The organism is Microbacterium xanthum (genome assembly GCF_034531355.1).
Taxonomy (GTDB): domain Bacteria; phylum Actinomycetota; class Actinomycetes; order Actinomycetales; family Microbacteriaceae; genus Microbacterium; species Microbacterium xanthum.
This window is the reverse complement of sequence record NZ_JAWHUE010000001.1, coordinates 784,085-805,313: the sequence shown is the minus strand read 5'-3', so window position 1 is coordinate 805,313 and position 21,229 is coordinate 784,085. Positions and strand designations below refer to the sequence as shown.

Annotated in this window: 28 protein-coding genes; 21 read left to right on the top strand and 7 right to left on the bottom strand. The window is 68.1% G+C overall.

Translation table 11 applies throughout. The features are described 5' to 3' along the window. Positions 1 to 47: 47 nt before the first annotated feature. From RZO50_RS03850 to RZO50_RS03790, 13 genes are all read left to right on the top strand, one after another. Positions 48 to 1,886 (top strand): bifunctional DNA primase/polymerase, encoded by a 1,839-nt coding sequence (locus tag RZO50_RS03850; protein ID WP_322598364.1) that lies wholly within the window; start codon positions 48 to 50, stop codon positions 1,884 to 1,886. Then, complete coding sequence (locus RZO50_RS03845; protein WP_322598363.1) at positions 1,879 to 2,043, top strand: hypothetical protein; 165 nt, start codon at positions 1,879 to 1,881, stop codon at positions 2,041 to 2,043. The genes RZO50_RS03850 and RZO50_RS03845 overlap by 8 nt, the downstream gene beginning before the upstream one ends. Positions 2,044 to 2,338: 295 nt before the next feature. Continuing rightward, positions 2,339 to 2,749: a hypothetical protein gene (locus RZO50_RS03840; protein WP_322598362.1), complete on the top strand. Its 411-nt coding sequence runs from the start codon at positions 2,339 to 2,341 to the stop codon at positions 2,747 to 2,749. Continuing rightward, positions 2,746 to 3,042 carry a hypothetical protein gene (locus RZO50_RS03835; protein ID WP_322598361.1) on the top strand — a complete coding sequence of 99 codons (297 nt, stop codon included), beginning with the start codon at positions 2,746 to 2,748 and terminating at the stop codon, positions 3,040 to 3,042. Before RZO50_RS03840 ends, RZO50_RS03835 begins: the two co-directional genes overlap by 4 nt. Before the next feature lie 32 nt (positions 3,043 to 3,074). Continuing rightward, entirely contained in the window at positions 3,075 to 3,332 is a 258-nt protein-coding gene (locus tag RZO50_RS03830; protein ID WP_322598360.1) for a hypothetical protein, read from the top strand. Beyond that, positions 3,329 to 3,640, top strand: a complete 312-nt coding sequence (locus RZO50_RS03825; protein WP_322598359.1) for a WhiB family transcriptional regulator — start codon at positions 3,329 to 3,331, stop codon at positions 3,638 to 3,640. The genes RZO50_RS03830 and RZO50_RS03825 overlap by 4 nt, the downstream gene beginning before the upstream one ends. Beyond that, positions 3,637 to 4,209 carry a hypothetical protein gene (locus RZO50_RS03820; RefSeq protein ID WP_322598358.1) on the top strand — a complete coding sequence of 191 codons (573 nt, stop codon included), beginning with the start codon at positions 3,637 to 3,639 and terminating at the stop codon, positions 4,207 to 4,209. The genes RZO50_RS03825 and RZO50_RS03820 overlap by 4 nt, the downstream gene beginning before the upstream one ends. A 341-nt stretch (positions 4,210 to 4,550) precedes the next feature. Beyond that, entirely contained in the window at positions 4,551 to 4,688 is a 138-nt protein-coding gene (locus RZO50_RS03815) for a hypothetical protein (RefSeq protein ID WP_322598357.1), read from the top strand. After that, complete coding sequence (locus RZO50_RS03810; protein ID WP_322598356.1) at positions 4,688 to 4,873, top strand: hypothetical protein; 186 nt, start codon at positions 4,688 to 4,690, stop codon at positions 4,871 to 4,873. Before RZO50_RS03815 ends, RZO50_RS03810 begins: the two co-directional genes overlap by 1 nt. Further along, the gene (locus tag RZO50_RS03805) at positions 4,870 to 5,172 is read left to right on the top strand and encodes a hypothetical protein (protein ID WP_322598355.1); all 303 of its coding nucleotides are present in this window, start codon (positions 4,870 to 4,872) and stop codon (positions 5,170 to 5,172) included. The genes RZO50_RS03810 and RZO50_RS03805 overlap by 4 nt, the downstream gene beginning before the upstream one ends. Before the next feature lie 17 nt (positions 5,173 to 5,189). Next, positions 5,190 to 5,831, top strand: a complete 642-nt coding sequence (locus RZO50_RS03800) for a recombinase family protein (RefSeq protein WP_322598354.1) — start codon at positions 5,190 to 5,192, stop codon at positions 5,829 to 5,831. Between the two features lie 238 nt (positions 5,832 to 6,069). Next, positions 6,070 to 6,564, top strand: a complete 495-nt coding sequence (locus tag RZO50_RS03795; RefSeq protein WP_322598353.1) for a hypothetical protein — start codon at positions 6,070 to 6,072, stop codon at positions 6,562 to 6,564. A gap of 71 nt (positions 6,565 to 6,635) precedes the next feature. After that, the gene (locus RZO50_RS03790; RefSeq protein WP_322598352.1) at positions 6,636 to 7,118 is read left to right on the top strand and encodes a DUF6998 domain-containing protein; all 483 of its coding nucleotides are present in this window, start codon (positions 6,636 to 6,638) and stop codon (positions 7,116 to 7,118) included. A gap of 116 nt (positions 7,119 to 7,234) precedes the next feature. Here the strand turns inward: RZO50_RS03790 and RZO50_RS03785 are convergent, their stop codons facing one another. Continuing rightward, positions 7,235 to 7,837: an Eco29kI family restriction endonuclease gene (locus tag RZO50_RS03785; protein ID WP_322598351.1), complete on the bottom strand. Its 603-nt coding sequence runs from the start codon at positions 7,835 to 7,837 to the stop codon at positions 7,235 to 7,237. Further along, positions 7,834 to 9,030: a DNA cytosine methyltransferase gene (locus tag RZO50_RS03780; RefSeq protein WP_322598350.1), complete on the bottom strand. Its 1,197-nt coding sequence runs from the start codon at positions 9,028 to 9,030 to the stop codon at positions 7,834 to 7,836. The genes RZO50_RS03785 and RZO50_RS03780 overlap by 4 nt, the downstream gene beginning before the upstream one ends. 103 nt (positions 9,031 to 9,133) lie before the next feature. On the opposite strand from RZO50_RS03780, the gene RZO50_RS03775 reads away from it, so the two are divergent. Then, the gene (locus RZO50_RS03775; protein WP_322598349.1) at positions 9,134 to 9,424 is read left to right on the top strand and encodes a hypothetical protein; all 291 of its coding nucleotides are present in this window, start codon (positions 9,134 to 9,136) and stop codon (positions 9,422 to 9,424) included. 25 nt (positions 9,425 to 9,449) lie between these two features. Here the strand turns inward: RZO50_RS03775 and RZO50_RS03770 are convergent, their stop codons facing one another. Then, positions 9,450 to 9,710: a GAP family protein gene (locus RZO50_RS03770; RefSeq protein ID WP_322598348.1), complete on the bottom strand. Its 261-nt coding sequence runs from the start codon at positions 9,708 to 9,710 to the stop codon at positions 9,450 to 9,452. A gap of 292 nt (positions 9,711 to 10,002) precedes the next feature. Between RZO50_RS03770 and RZO50_RS03765 the strand changes: the two genes are divergently transcribed. The 7 genes from RZO50_RS03765 to RZO50_RS03735 all read left to right on the top strand — a co-directional run bounded on the left by RZO50_RS03765 (position 10,003) and on the right by RZO50_RS03735 (position 15,873). Beyond that, positions 10,003 to 11,082, top strand: a complete 1,080-nt coding sequence (locus RZO50_RS03765; protein WP_322598347.1) for a linear amide C-N hydrolase — start codon at positions 10,003 to 10,005, stop codon at positions 11,080 to 11,082. Positions 11,083 to 11,298: 216 nt separating this feature from the next. Beyond that, positions 11,299 to 11,781, top strand: a complete 483-nt coding sequence (locus RZO50_RS03760; protein WP_322598346.1) for an SRPBCC family protein — start codon at positions 11,299 to 11,301, stop codon at positions 11,779 to 11,781. Positions 11,782 to 11,807: 26 nt separating this feature from the next. Then, positions 11,808 to 12,158, top strand: a complete 351-nt coding sequence (locus RZO50_RS03755; RefSeq protein ID WP_322598345.1) for a YciI family protein — start codon at positions 11,808 to 11,810, stop codon at positions 12,156 to 12,158. After that, positions 12,070 to 13,416, top strand: a complete 1,347-nt coding sequence (locus RZO50_RS03750) for an RNA polymerase sigma factor (protein ID WP_322598743.1) — start codon at positions 12,070 to 12,072, stop codon at positions 13,414 to 13,416. The genes RZO50_RS03755 and RZO50_RS03750 overlap by 89 nt, the downstream gene beginning before the upstream one ends. 111 nt (positions 13,417 to 13,527) lie before the next feature. Next, positions 13,528 to 13,914: an ArsR/SmtB family transcription factor gene (locus RZO50_RS03745; RefSeq protein WP_322598344.1), complete on the top strand. Its 387-nt coding sequence runs from the start codon at positions 13,528 to 13,530 to the stop codon at positions 13,912 to 13,914. A gap of 10 nt (positions 13,915 to 13,924) precedes the next feature. Then, complete coding sequence (locus RZO50_RS03740) at positions 13,925 to 14,905, top strand: SRPBCC family protein (RefSeq protein ID WP_322598343.1); 981 nt, start codon at positions 13,925 to 13,927, stop codon at positions 14,903 to 14,905. A 68-nt stretch (positions 14,906 to 14,973) separates the two neighbouring features. Beyond that, positions 14,974 to 15,873, top strand: a complete 900-nt coding sequence (locus tag RZO50_RS03735; protein WP_322598342.1) for a TerC family protein — start codon at positions 14,974 to 14,976, stop codon at positions 15,871 to 15,873. Between the two features lie 172 nt (positions 15,874 to 16,045). On the opposite strand, the gene sufU is transcribed toward RZO50_RS03735, so the two are convergent. The 4 genes from sufU to RZO50_RS03715 all read right to left on the bottom strand — a co-directional run bounded on the left by sufU (position 16,046) and on the right by RZO50_RS03715 (position 21,078). Continuing rightward, positions 16,046 to 16,513: a Fe-S cluster assembly sulfur transfer protein SufU gene (sufU, locus tag RZO50_RS03730; protein ID WP_322598742.1), complete on the bottom strand. Its 468-nt coding sequence runs from the start codon at positions 16,511 to 16,513 to the stop codon at positions 16,046 to 16,048. Beyond that, positions 16,510 to 17,820: an aminotransferase class V-fold PLP-dependent enzyme gene (locus RZO50_RS03725; protein ID WP_322598341.1), complete on the bottom strand. Its 1,311-nt coding sequence runs from the start codon at positions 17,818 to 17,820 to the stop codon at positions 16,510 to 16,512. The genes sufU and RZO50_RS03725 overlap by 4 nt, the downstream gene beginning before the upstream one ends. 158 nt (positions 17,821 to 17,978) lie before the next feature. Then, complete coding sequence (locus tag RZO50_RS03720) at positions 17,979 to 19,232, bottom strand: amidohydrolase (RefSeq protein ID WP_322598340.1); 1,254 nt, start codon at positions 19,230 to 19,232, stop codon at positions 17,979 to 17,981. A gap of 154 nt (positions 19,233 to 19,386) precedes the next feature. Next, positions 19,387 to 21,078, bottom strand: coding sequence for a glycoside hydrolase family 13 protein (locus RZO50_RS03715; RefSeq protein WP_416211532.1), 1,692 nt, complete (start codon positions 21,076 to 21,078; stop codon positions 19,387 to 19,389). Between the last annotated feature and the right edge of the window lie 151 nt (positions 21,079 to 21,229).

Below are 21,229 nucleotides of genomic sequence, written 5' to 3'. Positions count from 1 at the left end.
AGGGCCGCTAGCGCCTTCCGCCTGCCCACCGGAGACGGGGTGCGGCCATGAGCAACCTCGAAACCGCGCTCAGCCTCGCCGCTGCGGGCTGGTACGTGTTCCCGCTGACGCCGAGCGGCAAGTTCCTGGAGGGGTTCGGCTGGGACCGGGGCGCATCGCGTTCGCCGAAGCAGATCGAGGAATGGTGGGCCGACGACCCGCGCCTGTCCATCGGTGTGCACTGCGGCAGGTCGGGCCTTGTCGTGGTGGACCTGGACAAGAAGAACGGCAAGGACGGCCTCGCGAGCCTGACGGCTGCGGGCGTGGCCCTGCCGCGCACGTTCAACTACACCAGCCGGGGCGGCAAGGGTACGCACCACATCTTCCGCGCGCCGAAGGGAGTGCAGCTCACCATCGACCGCGACCTGCGCGGCATGCCCGGTGTGGACATTCGCAGTGGCATCGGCATGGTCGCCTACAGCGGTCCCGAGTTGGTCAAGCGCCCCAAGCTGGCACCGGCTCCCGAGTGGGCGCTCGTCCATAAGAAGGACGGCTGGGACTACGACATGGCCGACCTGGAAGAGTGGCTGGCAGGCGCGGGCGAGGCCACCGACCCGGAGCAGAAGGCACGTGCTGCGCGGTCGCGCCGGATGGCGACCAGGTTCCCCGAGGACGGCATCGGCAACGGCGAGTTGCTGTACCCGATCACCAAGCTGGTGTCGGGGTTGGAGCACGGCACCGGTCGGCGCCAGGCGTTCGAGGCTGCGCGGGCACGGTACACCGCCAACTATCCGGACCCGAAGTACCTGATCGCGTTCGACCGTGCGTGGGCCAAGGCCATTACGCGAGTGGAAAGCGACGCCCAGCAGCCCACGGTGGAGCCGTACCCCGAAGACGACGATGACCTGTACGTAGACGTCGCTGCGGTGCTGAGCGGCAACGTGCACCGCGCCAAGGCGACGGTCGGCCTGCGTGAGGACGGCCAGGGGCTGTTCTACCGGGGCAAGATCAACACGCTGATCGGTGACCCCGAGTCGGGCAAGACGATGATCGGCGCGTGCGTAGCTGCCGACGTGCTGTCTGCTGGTGGCCGCGTGCTGTGGTTGGACCTGGACCACAACGGGGGCAGCGAGATCACCCTGCTGCTGCGGGGCTTCGGCGTGCCCGACAGCGTGCTGCTGGACCGTAACAAGCTGCGGATCGCCTCGGAGCGGCTGGAGAGCCGCGACGGGGTGCTGCGCGCTGTGCTTGATGCCGCCGAGTGGGGGCCGGACTTCGTTCTGCTGGATAGCATCGGCGAGCTGGTCCCGCTGTTCGGCGGCAGCAGCAACGACGCGGATGACTACACCAGCATCAACCGTCAGGTGTCGGTGCCGTTGGCTGCGGGCGGTGCGTGCGTGGTGTCCATCGATCACTTGTCCAAGGGGCACGACAGCCGCGCCTACGGTGCCGGAGGCACGATGGCCAAGAAGCGCGCCGGGAACGGTGCCCAGTACGAGGTCCGCGTCGTTACCGCCTTCACCCCGACCGAGGGTGGCCGTGCCGATATGTGGATCGTCAAGGACCGCCCCGGCGATGTGCGCGACCACTCCCCCCGCGACGGCAAGCGTCAGCGCGCTGCCAGCTTCGTGATGAAGCGCGACCACCAGGACGTCACTCGGTGGCGCTTCTACTCGCCCGACGCCGAAGAGGCGAAGCCGCCGAAGCAGGAGCTCACGGTCACGGTCGTCACAGCCGACCAGAAGCTGCGCGCCGATGTGGACGCGCTGCACAAGCTGAAGCCTGCACCGGCCTCGCGGCGCGATGTGGAAGCCCGCATGAAGTGGGGTCCAAAGCGAGCGGGTGATGCGCTGCGCCACTACCGCGCCGAACTCGACGTGACCGTGGAGGAGGCCGCTGATGCGTGACCTGGACCCCCGCGCTGTCACCGTCGCGGTCGGCTACCGGTGCCCCGATTGCCACTCCGAGACCGAGCTTGAAGTGGATGCGTTCGGAGTGCATCACCTGCACGTGCTGCACGACGACTCGTGCCCGTGGCTCGCCGCCTGGCAGGAGCGCGCATGAACGCGGAATCAATACCGAATCGGTCCACGGTGGCTGCGGTACCAGCGGTACCCCCCTTGAAAGGGGGGGGTACCACCAGTACCACGCCCCCCTTCCGTGCAAACAGAGGGAAAGGCCGGTACTGGGGGCGGTACTGGTACCACCTGCGCCAGTACCAAAAAAGGTTCGCGGCTGTGTGGACGAATGCCCGACGCCACATGAGGCAGCAAGGCCCGAAGAAGCGGTGCACGACCCACCCCGGAGAGCGTCATCCGGCAGCCCTCCAGAGAAATACCCACACCCGAGAGGAATCATCATGACCGATACCAAGCGGCTCGTCTGGAATTGCGAGCACTGCAAGAAGCCCATCGCAGACGACGAAGGCGCACTGATCATCCGCGGGCGCGAGATGGCGAAGCACGAGAAGGCGTGGGCCGAGCACGACCGCCAGCAGCGGGCCGAACTGGAAGCCACGGGCATCCCCCGCATGGTGCCCGTCCATGAACTGATGGCGCTGCCGTCTCGCGTGGAGTGGCGCGGGCGTCACGTGGGCTGCGGGCTGAACAGCATCGGCGACGTCTACTACGACATCCCGGTCGGCAGCTTGCGCACGTACTTCCACGTCGTGGACTGGACCGCGCACCTGATGGAGAAGGGCTGGCTGGAGAGCACCGACTGGCAGCGCGTGCTCCGTGACGTGACCGCACAGATGGAGGCCCGGTCATGAGCGCGACACCGGCTGCACTGGAAGACAACCCCTACGTCGTGTTCTTCCAGGGCAACGGCAGCACGCACCGGCTGGACAACGACTGGCGCAAGGTCAGCGCGCTGCTGGCCAAGGGCACGTTCACCGTCAGCGAGGTCGTCCACAAGACCGGCGTCAGTCGCCGCGTCGTCAAGGCGCTGCTGCACTACGGGCGCAAGGCGGGCGAGGTCCGCTCGGTGCCCGTCACGCGCCACGTGGAGGCCGCGTCCAACGTCACGGTCGTGCAGCGCATGCACGGCTACCGGCTGCCCTGATGACCATTGCAACCCCGACTGAGAGGAACACCATGACCGACGCAACCACCGAGCAGGCAGCAGCCGAACCGGACACCGCGACCGACGAGGCGCTGTGGGCTGTGCTGACAGACGGCAAGCCCCACGCGCTGCGCGAGCTGCTGGACGCCACCCCTGGCCTCCCCGCTGAGGAAGTCCGCACGCTGCTGTCGGCCTACAGGCGGGCAGGGCTTGTCGAGTACAGCTACGACGAGCGGAAGGCTCGCCGGGCTGGTGCCCGCGCCGAGCGCCTGTACCGGGCCACACAGTGACCCAGGAGGACGTCGCCTGGCAGGCGCTCGACAAGGCGCTGGAGGACACCGTGCCCCCGTGCGCTGGCGACCCGCTGTACACGACGGACGAGCGCCTGACCCCGGATGACCTCGCCCTGATGGGCAGCTTGTGCGCGTCGTGCGACGTGCTCATCGAGTGCCACGCCTACGCCACGGCTGCCAAGGTGCAGGCGGGCTACTGGGCAGGCCGCAAGTACGGGCGCACGCCACGCATCACCCGCAAGACCACCGACGCCGGGGCGGTCTCCCCGGCACCCATCACAACCAGTAAGGAACACACATCATGAGCAAGCGCACCCCTCTCGGCGTCCAGAACGACCTCAAGTCGTCCATCGACAGCTTCCACGCGCGGGCCAAGGCCATCAAGGATTCGTACTACGAGCAGCGCAAGGCCATCTTCGATGACACGCGCCTGTCGGCCGAGGCCCAGAACGAGGATGCCGCCAAGCTGCTCGACGGCACCGTGGCCCAGCTCGCCACCCTCAAGGGCGAGCAGGACAGCTACGTGCAGAACCTGAAGGACAGCCTGGAGCGCGACCTGCGGGGCAACCAGCCGACCGACGCGAACTCGGTGCTGCTGCGCCGGGATGCTGCCCAGCGTGCCCGCCAGCTTGGCGACGAGCGCGAGGCGCTGGCTGCACTGCAGGATGCCGTGCGCAATGACGACGTCAGCCTCCAGCACGCGATCGGCTACGTGGGCCGTCAGCAGGTGTGGGTCAACGTGGGCGAGGCCTACCGTGCAGCCCAGCCCGCGACCGCCGACATCGCCGAGGCGCTGTCCTTCGTGGACGAGGCGACGAGCGACGTGGGCTACCGCCTGGGCAACCAGATGACCTACAGCAGCCCGTCGGCCTAATCCCCAGACGGGGCGGCAGGGTCTTGTGACTTCCTTTCTACCTGCCGCCCAAGCGCGAGCTTGGTAACCCCGTGCCCCTAGACCCCTGGCAGACGCTGGGGGTCTTTGGGGTGCCACGGGGTCGGGGCAGCCCTGCCGTTCGGGCAAACGGGCGTCTAGGCCCGATCTAGCCGACGACCTGCCCCGCGCTCTCCCGCTGCACCAGCCAGCACCAGCAGCCAAGCGCGAGCACCCTCAATCGAACACACTTGCGAATGTCCCGAGCAGCGCGCGAGGGTACTGGCCAGGCGGAAGGCGCTAGCGCACGTATCCGCCCCGTTCCACAACGACAAGGAGACAACATGAGTACCCCTGCACCTGCCCCGGCAAGCGCGCACGTCGCCAGCAAGGCCCAGCCCGTCATCCCCACGGCTGCCCCCGCCACCCCGTTCCGGACTGCGCTGCTGCGCGTGGCCCTCGCCCTGGGGGTGCAGCGCTGATGGCTACCTACACCGGCTTCATCCGCTTCGCGAACCCCGGCTACCCCGACAGCATCGAAGAGATCGACGTGGTGGCCAACACGACCGAGGAAGCCCGCCAGCGCATCCAGCAGGAGTTGGACGACGACTACGAGCCAGGCGGCATCATCGCCCACATCGAGCAGCGCATGGGGCTCTTCGCATGAATCTGGACGGCTACTGGGCCAAGTACGACGCCACCCTGGCCCGCGTGCGGCAGGAGCGCCCCGATACGTTCGCCAAGCTGAAGGCGATCCTGGATGCGTTCGAGCCGCCCAGCAGCGGCGACGCGTTCTTCCCTGGCGGGGCCGACGATGACCTGGCCGACGCGCTGCACGACGCGGGCTGGGTGCTGCGCTTCGTCGAGGGCAGCTACGTCTACATCGCACGGCACCCCAGCACCGGGGCCAAGCTGCACCACGTGGAGGGCGACCTGTATGACCGGACCAAGGCGGTGCAGCCGTGACCGGCGAGCGGAAGCACATGCTGGCCTACGTGCGCGTCAGCACCGAGGAGCAGCAGCGGTCCGGCCTGGGGGTTGAGGCCCAGCAGGCAGCCATCGCCGCCGAGTGCACGCGCCGGGGCTGGACCTACGAGCTGTTCCAGGACCTGGGGTGCAGCGGCAAGCACGTCAACCCTGAGCTGCGCCGTGGGCTGGACATGCTGGGCACGGGCCAGTTCGACGGCCTCATGGTGGCCAAGTTGGACAGGCTGGCGCGCTCGGTGCGGCATGCATCGGCCATCATCGACAGCGCGATCACGCAGGGCTGGGCGCTGGTGGTTCTGGACAACGCGCTTGACCTGACCACGCCTGGCGGTCGGGCGATGGCGAACATGCTGGCAACCTTCGCGGAGCTTGAGCGCGACCTGATCGCCACGCGCACACGGGAGGCGCTGGCAGCGCGCAAGGCGCGAGGGCTGCCGCTGGGCAGGCGCACGGCCATTCCCCCGGCTGTACTGCGCCGCATCGTGCAGGACCGAGAGCAGGGGTGCAGCTTCGGGCGCATCGCGGCTGACCTGATGGACGAAGGGGTGCTGTCCCCGACCGGCCTGCCCGAGTGGCACGAGTCCACCGTGCGCCGCGCCTACCAGTCGGCCACCAGGGACACAGCAGCAGCCGCGTGACGCCAGCACCGAGAGACCCCTGGGCTAGTCGCCTGGGGGTCTCTGTGCGTCTGCTGCGGACAGCCGGAAACGCGCCTCTCCGCCTTGCGCCTGGAACTTGCCTGCCCGCTGCCGGTACCCAAGGCACGATCTTGAGTCCCGGTCTTGGATGCCCTCGGGACGGTGATGCATGGTTCAACTAACCGAACAGACGTTCGAGTCAAGTTCCACACACCAGCCCCACGAAAGGTTCCACATCATGGCTACCAAGCGCACCGCTACCAAGTCCCTGAAGCCCGTCGAGACCGTTGAGCAGGCCACTGCCGACGAGGCCCTGGAGACCATCGAAGCCGCCATCCAGCAGGTCGTTGACACGTTCGGTGTCAGCGTGCAGCGTGCTCGCCTCAAGGGCATCCGGGCGCTCGCCTACCAGGCGCTCCTGGAGAGCATCGAGGCCGGCGATCTGGAAGCGCTCACCCAGCGGGCCATCGCCAACGCGGGCAGCCTGCCCAACGGCTGGACGGTCACCCCGCCCAAGCGCGCCCCGAAGCCCGAGCGCAAGCCCCGCGCCAGCAAGGGCAGCACCGTCGCGACCGAGGAAGGCGTGGTCATCGCCGAGCAGCGCCACGTGGACGCCAGCGTGCCGGTCGTGCACGACGCCGACCCGAACAAGGCCAACGGCTGCACCTGCGGCCAGTCCTACGGCAGCAAGGCCGCGCTCAGCCGTCACCTCAACGTCGCCGCCAAGGCGTGAGGCTGCGCCCCCAGGCTGGTCGGCGGCGTCCCGTGCGGCAAGGCCCGATGATTGACACCAAGGAGAACCACATGAACGACCTGCCTGACCTGACCGCGCTGCCCGTGCGTAGCCTGCTGCTGCTGGAGGCCAGCATCGTGACCGAGCTGCGCCGTCGCGAGCTGGTGCGGACGAACAACAAACCCCTCGGCGACATCGCTGAGCACATCGTATGGCTGGCCCGTGGCGGCGTGCTGGAGCCGACCAGCACTAAGTCGCACGACATCACGACGCCTACCGGCCAGCGCATCCAGGTCAAGGCGATGGGGGTGCGCACCGTGGCAGGGGGCAAGTTCAGCCCGTTCCGTAGCACCGATTTCCACACGGCTGTCTTCATCGTGATGGACGCCACCTTCGCGATCACCGAGGCCTGGGAAGTGACCGCTGCGCGCATCCAGGAAGCTGCCCTTAGCGCTCACGTAGCTGCACGGCAGCCCACGCTCAGCCAGGTGCGCAAGTGGGGCACCAGCGTCACAGCCGAGATGCAGGCTGCCTACGCGCGCATCGACGACTGACAGCCCTGCCGACCCCAGGTAGCCCTCTGCCCGACCGGTAGGGGGCTGCCGACGTGTTGGGTCATGCCTTGGCCCGTTCGCTCGCCAGCAGTCGCTCTAGCTCCGCCAGGCGCGCGCTACTCGCTGCGCGACCGGATGTACTCGATGGCCTCTTGCGAGATTGTGGCCGTGGTGTCCACGCGCGGGCGAAGTCGAGTTGCCCATACGCGCCCAGGGTGCAGCGTGTCCCACTTGGTGTTCAGCCCGTTGTATCGGCCGTTCCCAGGATCGTGATTGCCGAAGCCGTCAATCACCGCGTTCCACACCGGGGCGAAGTGCTGAATGAGCACCGACTCGCCCAGGGGTATCCAGATCGACTCAACTACCAACCACCGCACGTAGAAGTCGGCGGCATCGAGGTTGGTTGCAGCCTCAATGCTCTTGCGGTGGTCGTCAATCCGCGAGAACAGCGGCGATCCGCTGGTGGTCAGCGTCACCCCACGGCGACCGCCTGACGGTGTGGCCTTGCCCACGTAGATCGGGAGCTCAAACTTGCCGTCGCGGTTCGCATCAGCGATGGCTGCGTAGGCCGGGAAATCGCCGGTGTAGTAGATCGCGTAGACGCCCGCCCCCGTGAAGCGCGCCACCGACTGGATCGGCGTGGGGTCCGTCTCCAGGATCGCGTTGGCGACGCTCTTGCCCAGGTTCGGAATGTCCAGCGGGTTGAAGGCCAGGCTCACGCGATGCTCCGAGCTGTCGTCGTTCGGCGGGCGATGTTGGCTCGCAGTTCGGCGATAGCAAGGTGCTCAGCCACGCTCCCGGCTACCTGCTGAGCAAGGCGCACGGGGACCGCGTTGCCAAGCTGGCGCATGGCCTCGCTCCAGGAGCCGTGCAGTTCATACCGGTCGGGGAATGTCTGCAGGCGCGCGCTCTCACGGATCGAGAAATAGCGCACCGATCCGTCCGTATCGCGGAGCATGTTCTCGCCGCCTGGCACGCCGTGGTCGCCCGCCTTGAGGGTCTTGGCAGGCGCATCAATCGGGCTGCCGGTGTGCCCCGGATACGACCGCGCCCCCGGCTGCTGGAAGTGGTTGAGGAACCTGGTCGAGCCGCGCTCGGTCGGCGTGGGCAGGCCAGCCAGTGCATCGCGCACGGTGCGCCAGGGCTTCGTCAGCGGGGCTTCGTGCGACATGGCACGGACGGAGGGCGCTTCGGGGCGCTTGCGGCTGGACACCTTGTGCTTGTCCCAGTACTCGCCGGTCACCCACATGGAATGCATCAGCGCTTCGCGCGAGTGGGTGGCTGCGGGGAACTGGAACTCGGCATCCAGGTCGGACCGGAAGCCCACCATGAACACGCGGTGACGGTGCTGCGGCACCCCATAGTCAGCCGCGTTGACGACCGTCGGCACCACGTTGTATCGCAGCTCGGACGTGTGCGTGGACGTGGCCTCAGCCTGGAGGCGGTGCAGGTGATCCAGCCACGTCTCGCCAGCGCGGGCAACGACCTCCGGGAACTGAAGGCGGAGGAGGATCAACTGGTAGTAGTTGGCAAACGTGGAACGGGTGAGGCCCTTCACGTTCTCGATCAGGAACGACTTGGGCCGGAGCGACCGGATGACCTCCACGGCAGCCGGGAACATGTCGCGGGCGTCGTCAGCGGCGCGGGCCTTGCCGCCCATGCTGAACGGCTGGCAGGGCGGGCCACCAGTAACGAGGTCGATCTCGCCCTTGATGCTCGTCCAGTCATACGCGCGCACATCGCCCTCGTGCACCTGCCAGTCACGAACGAGGGGGTAGTCGTTGGCTCGGTTCTGGCGCACCGTGTCGCACGCCCATCGGTCCCATTCAACGAACACTTCCGGGTGGAAGCCAGCAAGCTCGCTACCGAGCGCGAGACCCCCTGCCCCACCGAACAACTCCACCGAACGCATGTTCCTAGAGTAGAGGTCTCGGCGCTCTTATTACGGCTGCGGCACACCCCTCCCAGAGACGCTATCGCGTGTCTGAGGCCGGAAGCCTAGTAGCGTCAGCGACATGATGCTTCTCCTCGTTCTCATCCTCGGCCTTGCCCCGGTGGCAGCCTTCATCCCACCCATCACCACCGTCGACGAGTTCTTGTTTCGAGTGGCGCTTTTCGGACTCATAGTCGCTGTCGTCGCTCTTGTGGGCCACACCTTCTCGCTGCCCCATCTTCAAGAGAACGATGCGAAGTGGGGCACATCCACGCCGGATCAGTGGGGCAAGGTGGTCCGTTGGAGCGCGGCATTTAGCGCCGTACTTGGCCTCCTGATCAGCGTGTTCCTGGTCCCCGCACTCACGAAGTAGAGCAGTTCACAAAACGAAGGTACCTTTACGCAATATTGCATGGCACCAGCTTGATCGCTCCGCTCGCGGGGCGGGACGCAGCGGAGTCGTCTTCGGGGAGGACGCCGGCGAGCAACGTGAATGCCGTCGCAGTGACGACGATGCCGAGGATCCATCCGAGGAGGAATCCCACGCTGATGACCCGCGCCCGCGGTGAGAGCAGCATGAGGATCGCGGCGATGACCGGGATGGGACTGATCGCAACGCCCAGGGCGAGGGGGAGGATGTCACCGATGACCGCGTTCATGCTCGACCCCGTGCTTCCGCTTCGTCACACCTGCTCGCACGTGCTCCTCGTGTCGTGCGATCAGGTGACCGTCCGCCTCCTTCGGGATCCTAGGACGTCGTGCGGTGCCGGGGAAGTGTCGTCTCGCCTCCTCGCCTGACAGGCGACGTCGTCGACCGGGTGATGCCGGGTGAGGCTGCGGGTGACGAGGGGGGTGAAAAGCCCTGTGGGCCGCGGCGCGAGCGGACACTTCGCGACAGCATCGGGTCAACCGACCAACCGTCGTCTCGACCCGAAAGCAGGAGAACTTCGCATGTGCACACGAGTGATGTGGCCGGATGCCCACGGATCGGTCATCGTCGGGCGGAACATGGACTTCCACATGGATCTGCTCACCAATCTGTGGAAGCTCCCGCGGGGCATCGAGCGCACGGACGGTGTCAACGGCGCCCTCACGTGGACCGCGACCTACGGCAGCATCGTGGCGACCGCGTTCGACCTGATCGCGACGGACGGCATGAACGAGAAGGGCTTCGCCGGGCACATCCTGTGGCTCGCCGAGTCCGACTACGGCACGCCTGAGGAGGATGCGGTGCAGCTGAGCCAGGGGGTGTGGCTGCAGTACTACCTCGACAACTTCGCCACCGTCGCCGAGGCCGTCGCATGGACCAATGACACGCAGGTGCAGATCGCGCAGCTGTTCGACCCGACGGGACACCTGGTGCCGACGCTGCACCTGGCGATCAACGATGCATCGGGCGATTCCGCGATCATCGAGTACACCGACGGCAAGCCGAAGGTCTACCACAGCCGTGACTACCTCGTCATGACGAACTCCCCGACGTACGACAAGCAGCTCGAGCTCGTCAAGACGGTCGAGGGCCTCGGTGGCACCGAGCATCTGCCCGGTTCGACACTGGCCAGCGACCGGTTCGCGCGCGCGTCGTACTACGTGGCGCGCCAGGTCGAGCCGAAGACGCAGATCGATGCCATGGCGGCCATGTTCAGCATCATCCGCAACGCCGCGCAGCCGTTCCGCACGCCCGAGCCCGGCAAGCCCGACGCGTCGCAGACGATCTGGCAGGTCGTGCTGGATCTGACGAACAAGCGATACGCCTTCGAATCGACGACCCGCCCCAACATGGTGTGGGTCGACCTCGACGAGGTCAGCTTCACGGAAGGCACGAAGGTGCTCAAGCTGGACCTGGTGGGCCGGCTCGCTCTGGAGGGCGGCCTGACGGGTGACTCCAGCCACAAGTTCACCGATCCGGGCGAACTCGCCGAAGACGTCCTGGCAGCCGGTGTCACCGCTCTGGAGTGGGTGGCGCGCAAGAAGGATGCGTTCCTCGCGGTCAAGGAGGCCGTGCAGCAGCGCGTCGGCGCTTCGCGCTAGAGCATCGCCGACACGAGAAGGGACCCGGGAGACCCCGGGTCCCTTCTCGTACGTGCGTGTACCCCGCGCGACGTCGGGATGCCCGACCCGAGTGGTGCGGTCTTGTGCTTGCTCGTCGTTCCGCAGAAGTTCTTCTGCCCGAGGTGTCCTCGGAGGCGAACGTCATTCGTCCCCTTATCGAAGAACCCCTTCACACCCTTCGAGAGGAGAACGACAATGAGCAGATTCACCACCGTCACACGTCAGGGCCGGGTTCCGGCGACGCCGGCGCAGATCACCGCCCTGGTCTCGTCGACGGCCGGCTTCACGGTCATCAACCCGCACCTCACGCAAGACCCGAACCTTCAGATCACCCCGAGGGGCGTGGCGTCCGGCGTGGGGTCGGCCTTCGCCTTCCGCGGGAAGAACGGCAAGGGTACCCAGACGGTCACCGACGTGACCGCCTCGAGTGTCGAGTACGCGATCGACATGGGAGGAATGGGGCAGTCTCGCCAACGCATCGACATCAAGCCCGACGGTGCCGAGTCGATCGTGACGTGGTCGATGACCTTGGACGCGGGTCACAATCCGCTCCTGCGCCTGTTCGGCCTGCTCGCTGGCAAGATCCTCGGCCCGTCCGTCGAGATCGGCATCCGCAACCTCGCCGCCCACGACTGGGCGGGCAAGACCGTTCACGCCGTCGCCACAAGCGCCCGCTAGGGTTCGGTCACACCGAAGGGACCTCCATGAAATACACCTTCCTCCTCTACAGCGACCCGAGCACCATGGGCGAGCCCACCCCCGAAGAGATGGAGCAGGAGTTGGCCGTCTTCGGCGCCTACATCGGCATGCTCCGCGACGCGGGTGTCTTCGTCGACACCGACTGGCTCCAGCCGACGCAGAACGCCGTCACCGTCTCGGCGATGGACGGAGAGGCGGTCGTTCATGACGGCCCCTTCTCCGAGACACAGGAGCAGCTCGGCGGATACTTCGTCATCGAAGCCCCCGATCTCGGCGTCGCCGTCGAGTGGGCCAAGCAGTGCCCGACCGTGCACTACGGCAAGGTCGAGGTTCGCGGCTCCGCCATGCCGGGGTGACACGGTCGACGTCGCGGACGCAGCCTTCGAGCCGCTCTCGGCCCCTTTCGATCCCGCCGGATTCGTCAGGGAGCACCGGGCGCGGCTCGTCGGCATGCTCGTGCGGTGGTGCGGCGATGTGCAGCTGGCCGAGGACGCCTTCGGTGACGCGATCGAACGCGCCCTGACGGCGTGGCCTGCGTCCCCGCCGGCGGACCCGTACGCGTGGGTGGTGGTCGTGGCCAAGAACCGTGTGCGTGACATCCTCCGGTCGGCTGAACATCGCCGCAATCGCGCGCTGGACGAGACGGACGAGCTCCGCGCGGACACGCGCCCGCCGACCCGCGACGACGACACCCTCGCGCTCATGTTCGCCTGCGTCCATCCGATGCTCGACCGTGGCGTGCACGCTCCGCTCATCCTGCAGGTCGTGCTCGGCGTGTCCACGGTCGACATCGCGACCTCGTTCGCGCTTCCGAGCGCCACCCTGTCGAAGCGGCTCGTCCGTGCGAAGCAGAAGCTTCGAGCCGATCGAGATGCGTTCGAGGTTCCCGCGGGCATCCCTCGTGAACGAGTGGCGGCCGTGCTCGATGCCATCTACGCCGCGTACTCCATCGAGTGGCTGCGGGTTGCGCCGGCTGATTCTGCCGAGCGGGTGACGGACGAGGCTGTCCATGCCAGCCAGCTCATGCTGACCGCGTTGCCGCACGACCATGAGGTACGGGGTCTTGCCGCGCTGCTGCTCTACCTCCACTCGCGGCGATCGGCCCGGTTCCGGGACGAGACGCTCGTGCCGACCGAGCAGCAGGACACGGCACTCTGGGATGCCGAACTGATCGGCCGCGCCGAGCGGCTGCTCCATGCCGGGATGAGCACCGCTCGCACCGCACCCCCGGGCCCATTCGAGTGGGAAGCCGCGATACAGTCGGCGCACTCCGCGCGCCGCAGATCGGGTGTCACCGACTGGGAGACGATCGCACAGCTCTACAACGCGCTCGTGCACGTCACACCGAGAAAAGGTGCGCGGGTGGCGCGCGTGGTCGCCATCGCGCGCGTCACGGACCCGGCCATCGGCCTTCGTGCGCTGGAACAGCTCGCCGATGAGGACCCGACGATGCTGAGGTTCCAGCCTTATCACGCGGCGCGGGGGGCGCTCTTGCTCGAATGTGGTGATGCGCTGTCGGCCCGCAGGAGCATGCAGCGCGCCCTGGACCTGTGCACACACGGGCCCAGCCGACGGTGGCTCTCGAAGCAGATCGCCGGTATCCCGGTGTCGTAGCGGAACGCGCGGGCAGGCGGTCGGTGCTCGTCGAACTCCCCAACCCCGCGCCGTCGATTTCGACAACCCGCCCCTTGACGTGGAGGTTCCCCCGCCGTAACCTACAACCAAATGGTTGCACAAACGGAGCTCACAGATGACGAGATGGACCGCGTCTTCCAGGCGCTCGCGGCGGCGACCCGCCGCGACATCCTGCGACGCACCCTCGACGACGAGCACTCCGTCTCGGCCCTCGCCCGCGACTACGACATGTCGTTCGCCGCAGTGCAGAAGCACGTCGCCGTCCTCGAAGCGGCCCAGCTCATCGTCAAGCGCGCGGAAGGGCGCGAGCGCCTCGTGCGCGCCGATCCGCGCATGATCGCCCGCGCCCGGACGCTGCTGGCCCGCTACGAGGAGATCTGGCGTTCCCGCATCGACCGCCTCGACGCGCTGCTCGCCGAGCCCGGTCCACCCTCGCCATCGGTTCCTCCCACGCCGCCACCGGCATCCACCACCTGAGGAGTACGTCATGCCCGTCACCGCCGTCACCACCGACCTCGAAGCGCTCACGATGACGCTGCGCGCCGCCTTCGCCGCCCCCGTCGAGCGTCTCTGGCACGTGTTCACCGATCCGCGTCAGCTCGAGCGCTTCTGGGGACCGCCGGGATGGCCGGCGACGTTCACGGCGTTCGACCTGAGCGTCGGGGGGCACGCGCGATACGCCATGACCGGACCGCGCGGCGAGACCTCCGCCGGATCATGGGAGTTCCTGGCCATCGACGCCCCGCACCGATTCGAGGTGCTCGACGCGTTCGTCGGCGAGGACGGCGAGCCGATGGCGGGCATGCCGTCGATGCGCATGACTTTCGACTTCGCCTCGGACGGCGCGGGCTCGACCCTCACCAACACCACGTACTTCACGTCGGCCGAGGCGCTCGAACAGGTCGTCGCGATGGGCGCCGTCGAGGGGTCGACGCTCGCGATGAACCAGCTCGACGCCGTGCTCCAGGGCCTCCGCGACTATGCGCAGGGCAAGGGCACCCGGATGGAGCTGCTCTCCGACACGCACGTGCGCATCACCCGTCTGATCGACGGTCCCCGCGAACTGGTGTGGCGCGCGCACCAGGATCCCGAGCTGATGACGCGGTGGATGCTCGGCCCCGACGGGTGGCGGATGTCGACCTGCGAAATCGATCCCGCCGTCGGAGGGCGGTACCGCTACGAGTGGGAGCCGATGCCCGGCACCGAGGGGGAGGCCTTCGGGTTCGACGGTGAGACGCTCGTCAGCGACGCCCCGCGCCGGATGGTGACGACCGAGCACATGATCGGGACCGACTTCCCCCCGACGATCAACGACATGTCGCTGTACGAAGAGGACGGCGCCACCCTCCTCACCGTCATCATCGAGTATCCCGACGAGGACACCCGAGACATGGTGCTGGCCACCGGCATGACCGACGGCATGGAAGCCAGCTACGCGCGCCTCGAGCGCGAGCTCATCACCGCCTGAGCCGAGGTCGAGCGCCCCCGCGTCGCGCCCTCCGCGCCGGCGGCGGGGCGCTCGCCTACGATGGCGGCGTGGACTTCTCCTTCGCCCTCACCCCCGACCTGATCGCGGTCTTCGTCACGCTGTTCGTCCTCGAGATCGTGCTGGGCGTCGACAACGTCATCTTCATCTCGATCCTCGCCTCCAAGCTCCCGAAGGAGCAGCAGGCCAAGGCCCGCAACCTGGGGCTGACACTGGCGATGCTCATCCGCGTCGTGCTCGTCTTCTTCGCCGGGTGGATCATCACCCTCACCGAAGAGGTCTTCACGATCTTCGGCATGGGCTTCTCGTGGAAGGACATCATCCTCATCGCGGGCGGGCTCTTCCTCGTCTACAAGGCCGTGACCGAGATCCATCACAAGCTCGAGGGCTCCGAGGAGGGACACGGCGACGCCGGAAAGGTCGCCACCGTCACCTTCGGGTCGGTGATCGCCCAGATCCTGCTGCTGGACATCGTGTTCTCGCTCGACTCGGTCATCACCGCCGTGGGCATGACCACGAACCTGCTCGTCATCGTCGTGGTGGTGGTGCTCTCGTTCGGCATCATGCTCTTCGCCGCCCGGTTCATCTTCACCTTCGTCAACAACCACCCCACGGTGAAGATGCTGGCGCTGGCCTTCCTCGTGCTCATCGGCGCGTTCCTGATCGCCGAGGGCTTCGGGTTCCACATCGACAAGGCGTTCATCTACGGCCCCATGGCCTTCGCCATCTTCGTCGAGGTGCTGAATCTGGCCTACAGCTCCCGCAAGGCCAAGCGCGAGCAGAAGAAGCAGCAGGCGGTCACGCTGCGCCCCCGCTATGTCGATGTCGACGAGTCGGTCGCCGTCGGCGCCGCGCTGTCGAAGAACCCCGCATCCGGATCGGTCGGCCTCTCGGCCAAACCCGTCGCCGGTGAGGCCGACCCGGGCGGGCACCGCACCGGTCTCGGCTGAGGCGATCCATCCCGTCCCACCCCGTTCCAGCCCGGCTGCGGGCCGGAAAACCGGCTCGGAATGCTGTGCACGGCAGCGGGGATGCACGGCGGCGCGCCGCCTCTCGGGCCGACACTGCGGCGTGTCGCCGACGATCCCCGCGGGCGTGCCCATCCGCCCGCGGGATCGCGGGTCAGGCGCGGGCGAGGGTGTCCTCGAGGGCGACCCACGCGAGCATCGCGCACTTGACGCGGGCGGTGTACTTGGACACCCCCGAGAGGGCGGCGGCGTCACCGAAGGTCTCTTCGTCGAGCGGGATCGACCCGCGCGATCGAAGCGCCTCCCGGAACTTCTCGATCAGGGCGCGCGCATCCTCGACGCCGACCTCGGTGCCGGCGAGCTCTCGCTCTTCGTCGACGAGAGCGACGAGCATCGACGCCGACGCCTGCGAGATCGAGCATCCCGCACCGTCCCACGTGATGTCCCGGATGGCGGTGCCGTCGTCGGTCAGGCGCACCTGCAGGGTCACCTCGTCGCCGCAGATCGGGTTGCGCTGGTGCGAGACCGCCGAGCGATCGGTCGCCTCGGCGATGCCCTTGCCCTTCGGGCGCTTGGAGTGATCCAGGATCAGCTCCTGGTACAGGGATTCGAGACTCATCAGACCTCCCCGAAGAACGGGCGGATGCCGGCGACCGCGTCGAGGAACGCATCGACGTCGTCGTCGGTGGTGTACAGCGCGGCGCTCGCGCGCACCGACGCGGTCATACCGAACCGGCGGTGCAAGGGAGCAGCGCAGTGGTGGCCGACCCGCACGGCGACGCCGCGGGAGTCGAGGAACTGCCCCGCGTCGTGAGCGTGCACGCCGTCGACCTCGAACGCGACCAGGGCCACGCGGTCGACGCCCTCGGCGTCGCCGAGCATCCGGATGCCGGGGATCTCGCGCAGCCCGTCGCGCATCCGACGCTCGAGGTGCCGCTCGTGCGCGTGCACGGCGGGCATGCCGACGCCCTCGAGGTACCGCACCGCCGCGGCGAGGCCGATCGCCTGCGACACCGGCTGCGTGCCGGCCTCGAAGCGCTGCGGCGGGGGCAGGTACGCCGCATCGTCGAGGGTGACCGTCGTGATCATCGAGCCGCCGGTGAGGAAAGGCGGCAGGGACTCGAGAGCGTCGGCGCGGCCGTAGAGGCCGCCGATCGCGTTCGGGCCGAGCATCTTGTGTCCCGAGAACACGGCGAAGTCCACGCCCAGCGCGGGCAGGTCGAGGGCAAGGTGCGGTGCCGACTGGCAGGCGTCGAGCATCGTCACCGCGCCGACCTCACGGGCGAGGGCGACGATCCGATCGACCGGGTTGACGATGCCGAGCACATTCGACACGTGCGGAAACGCGACGATGCGGGTGCGCGGGCCGATCACGGCGGCAGCGGCATCGAGGTCGAGCCTGCCGTCGTCGTGCACCCGGATGTGCCGCAGCACCGCCCCGGTCCGTGCGGCCAGCTCCTGCCACGGGATGAGGTTGGCGTGGTGTTCGCTCTCGGTCACCACAATCTCATCGCCGGTGCGCAGGACGTAGCGGGAGCTCTCCGGCGCGCCCCGACCCGCGGTCGCGTTGCCGATCGCGTAGGCGACGAGGTTGATGCCGGCGGTCGCCCCCGATGTCCAGACCAGGTCATCGGCGTCGGCGCCCACGAAGCCGGCGACCGTGCCCCGCGCATCCTCGAACAGCTCGGTCGCGTCGGCGGCGAGCATGTGCGCCCCGCGGTGGACCGCCGCGTTGGCGCGCAGCAGGTAGTCGACCTCGGCGTCGATGACCGCCTGGGGACGCTGCGCCGTCGCCGCCGAATCGAGGTAGATCAGCGGTTCGTCCGCCGAGCGGCTCGCCAGCAGCGGGAAATCGGCGCGGAGCACGGCTGCGTCGGGCACCGCGGGGGCCGCGGGGACGCCGCCGGACGAGGTGGCGGGGGAACTCACACCCTCCAGGCTACGCCGCGCAGCATCCTCGGTCGCCGCCTCGCGCAGCCCGGGCGGTGTCGGATGTCGGAGAACCAGCCCGATGTCGGAGGATTCGGCGCGAACTCTCCGACATCGACGCGAGTCTCCGACATTGGAGCGTGCGGTGGCGACGAGGATCAGCGCGTGGCGAGAAATTCCCGCGCGGCCACGACCACGTTCGCGACGCCGTTGTCGAGGGTGGGCTGCATGACGGGCGCGAAGAACGGTGAGTGGTTCGTCGGGATATCGCGCTCGACGGTGTCGGCGGCGACCGCGGCCGCGTACGCGTCGGCGTCGATCCCGCCCCAGAACCAGTAGACGAGGGGCGCGCCGGACTCGCGGGCGAACCACGACACATCCTCGCTCCCGGTGAACATGCCGGGGTCGACCACCGTGCCCTCGCCGAAGTGGCGGTCGAACGCGGTGCGCAGACGCGTCGTGGCGTCGACGTCGTTGATCGTGGGCGGCAGGGTGTGGTCGATCACGATCGTCGGGGCGTCTTCGGCTCCGGATGCTGCGGCCTCGGCCCGCACGATCCGCTCCACCTTCTCCATGACGCGCTCGCGGGCCTCGTCGTCGGGGTAGCGCAGGCTGAGCTCGAGCACGGCCTCGGCGGGGATGATGTTGTTCTTCAGCCCCGCGTGCATCGCGCCGACGGTGACGACCGCGACATCACGCGGGTCGACCTCGCGGGACACGATGGTCTGGAGGCGCATCACGGTCGCCGCCGCCATGACGATCGGATCGATCGTCGCGTGCGGGCGGGATCCGTGGCCGCCACGCCCGTGCAGGGTGACGCGCAGACCGTCCGACGCCGCCATCTGCGTGCCGCTTCGCACCCCGATGGTGCCGGCCGGGAGCGGGGTGACGTGCTGGCCGAGCACCACATCCGGGGTGGGATACCGCTCGAGCACACCGTCGGCGATCATCGCCTTCGCGCCGGCGCCGTACTCCTCCGCGGGCTGGAAGACCACGACGATCGTGCCGGCCCATTCGTGCTTCGTCGAGACCAGGCGTCTCAGGGCGCCGAGCATCGCGCTGATGTGCATGTCGTGACCGCACGCGTGCATGACCGGGACATCCAGGCCCTGCGGATCGGTGCCGCGGGCGGTGCTGGCGTAATCGAGGCCGGTGCGCTCTTCGACGGGCAGGGCGTCGGTGTCGGCGCGAAGCCACACCGTCGGGCCGGGCTCGCCGCTGTCGGCCGGATTGCGGATGACCGCGACGATGCCGGTCTTGCCCACTCCCTCTTCGTACTCGATCCCGAGGGCGTCCAGTTCCCGGGCGATGACGCCCGCGGTGCGGGTCTCCTGGAACGACAGCTCCGGGTGCCGGTGCAGGTCGACGTAGAGGCGTTCGAGGTCGGTGCGCGTTTCGAGGTCGGGGCCCATGTCCCGAGCCTACGACGTCACCTCCCGCCCGTCGCCGGGTGCACCATCGTCCCGAGCCGCCCCTTTCGCGTCGAGCCGGCCCTTTGTCTCAGCATGGATAGGGCCCGGTCGGCGCGAAAGGGGTGGCTCGTCGGGTGTGTGTGGTGTGGGGGGGTCAGGGGGTGGTGAGCCAGGCGGTGGTGTCGGGGGGGAGGGTGCCGTGGGGGAGTGGGCCGGATTGGGCGATGATGGTGCCGGGTGGCAGGGGGGCGGGGTGGGTGCCGGTGTTGGCGAGGATGGTGAGGGTGCCGTTGCGGAACGCGATGATGTCGTCGGGGTATTCGTTGAGCCAGGTCAGGGTGCCGGTGCCGAGGTGGCGTTCGCGTCGTTCGGCGAGGAGGGTGCGGTAGAGCCAGAGTGTGGAGTCGGGGTCGGTTTCCTGGATGTCGCGGGCGAGGGTGGCGAATTCTTCCGGTTGCGGTAGCCAGGATGCGCCGTCGGGGCTGAAGCCGTAGGCGGGGGCGGTGGAGGTCCAGGGGATCGGGACGCGGCAGCCGTCGCGGCCGTAGCGTTGCCCGTTCGTGCGGAACCAGGTGGGGTCTTGGCGTGCGTGGTCGGGGAGGTCGATCACTTCGGGGAGGCCGAGTTCTTCGCCTTGGTAGAGGTAGGCGGAGCCGGGGAGGGCGAGCATGAGGGTTGTGGCGGCGCGGGCGCGGGCGATTCCGATGATCGGGTCGGGTTTGCCGGGGCTGTCGGGTCCGATGCCGGCGCCTTGGGGGTTTTCCGCGGTGAGGGCGAGTCGGGAGGCGTGGCGGACGACGTCGTGGTTGGACAGGACCCAGGTGGCGGGGGCTCCGACGCCGCCGAAGGCGCGGAGGGAGTCGGTGATCACCTTCCGGAGTGCGGGGGCGTTCCAGGGGGTTTCGAGGTAGGGGAAGTTGAACGCCTGGTGCATCTCGTCGGGGCGGACCCATAGTGCGGTGATGTCGGGGCTCGGCATCCATGCTTCTGCGCACAGGGCCCGGTCGCCGTCGTATTCCTCGAGCACGGTGCGCCAGTCCCGCCAGATCTCGTGCACGCCCGGTTGGCCCCAGTAGGGCACGTCGGCCTGTTCGCCTCCCATGGAGCCGGTATCGGCCGGCGGGGTGTAATCGGGGAGCCCGTCGGCCTTCACCAGGCCGTGGGCGACATCGACCCGGAATCCATCGACACCGCGGTCGAGCCAGAACCGCAGCACTCCGCGGAACATCTCCCGAACCTCTTGGTTGGACCAGTCGAAATCGGGTTGTGACGCGTCGAAGAGGTGCAGGTACCACTGCCCGGGCGTCCCGTCGGGTTCGGTGACCCGGCTCCACGCGGGCCCACCGAACACGGACTCCCAGTTGTTCGGCGGAACCTCACCGTCCTCGCCCTTCCCGTCACGGAACACGTACCGGGCCCGCTCGGCACTGCCCGGGCCCGCGGTCAACGCCTGCTGGAACCACGCATGCTGGTCCGAGGAATGGTTCGGCACCAGATCCACGATGATCCGGATACCCCGGGCGTGCGCACCGGCGAGCATCTCATCGAAATCCGCGAGGCTGCCGAAGATCGGATCCACATCGCAGTAATCGGCCACATCGTAACCGGCATCCTTCTGCGGCGAGACCTGGAACGGACTCAACCACAACGCGTCCACCCCCAACGAGGCCAGATCATCCAGATGCGCGGTCACCCCCCGCAGATCCCCCACCCCATCACCCGACGAATCCGCAAACGACCGCGGATAGATCTGATAAATGACCGCCGAACGCCACCATTCGGCACTGGGCATCGCGTCGGTTCCGTTCTCCGGGGTGGGGGTGGTCTCCGGGGTGGGGGTCGTCATAGTGCTCCAGGCTAGTCCCGGCTCCACCGCGGACGCCTCCCGGGCGCAGGCGACATCATCCGATCACACGACGTTCACCTTTATCTGATAAAAAGTGTCCGGATAGTCCGATCATGCGACAGGAGACACCAGCGATGACCTCACCACAGCG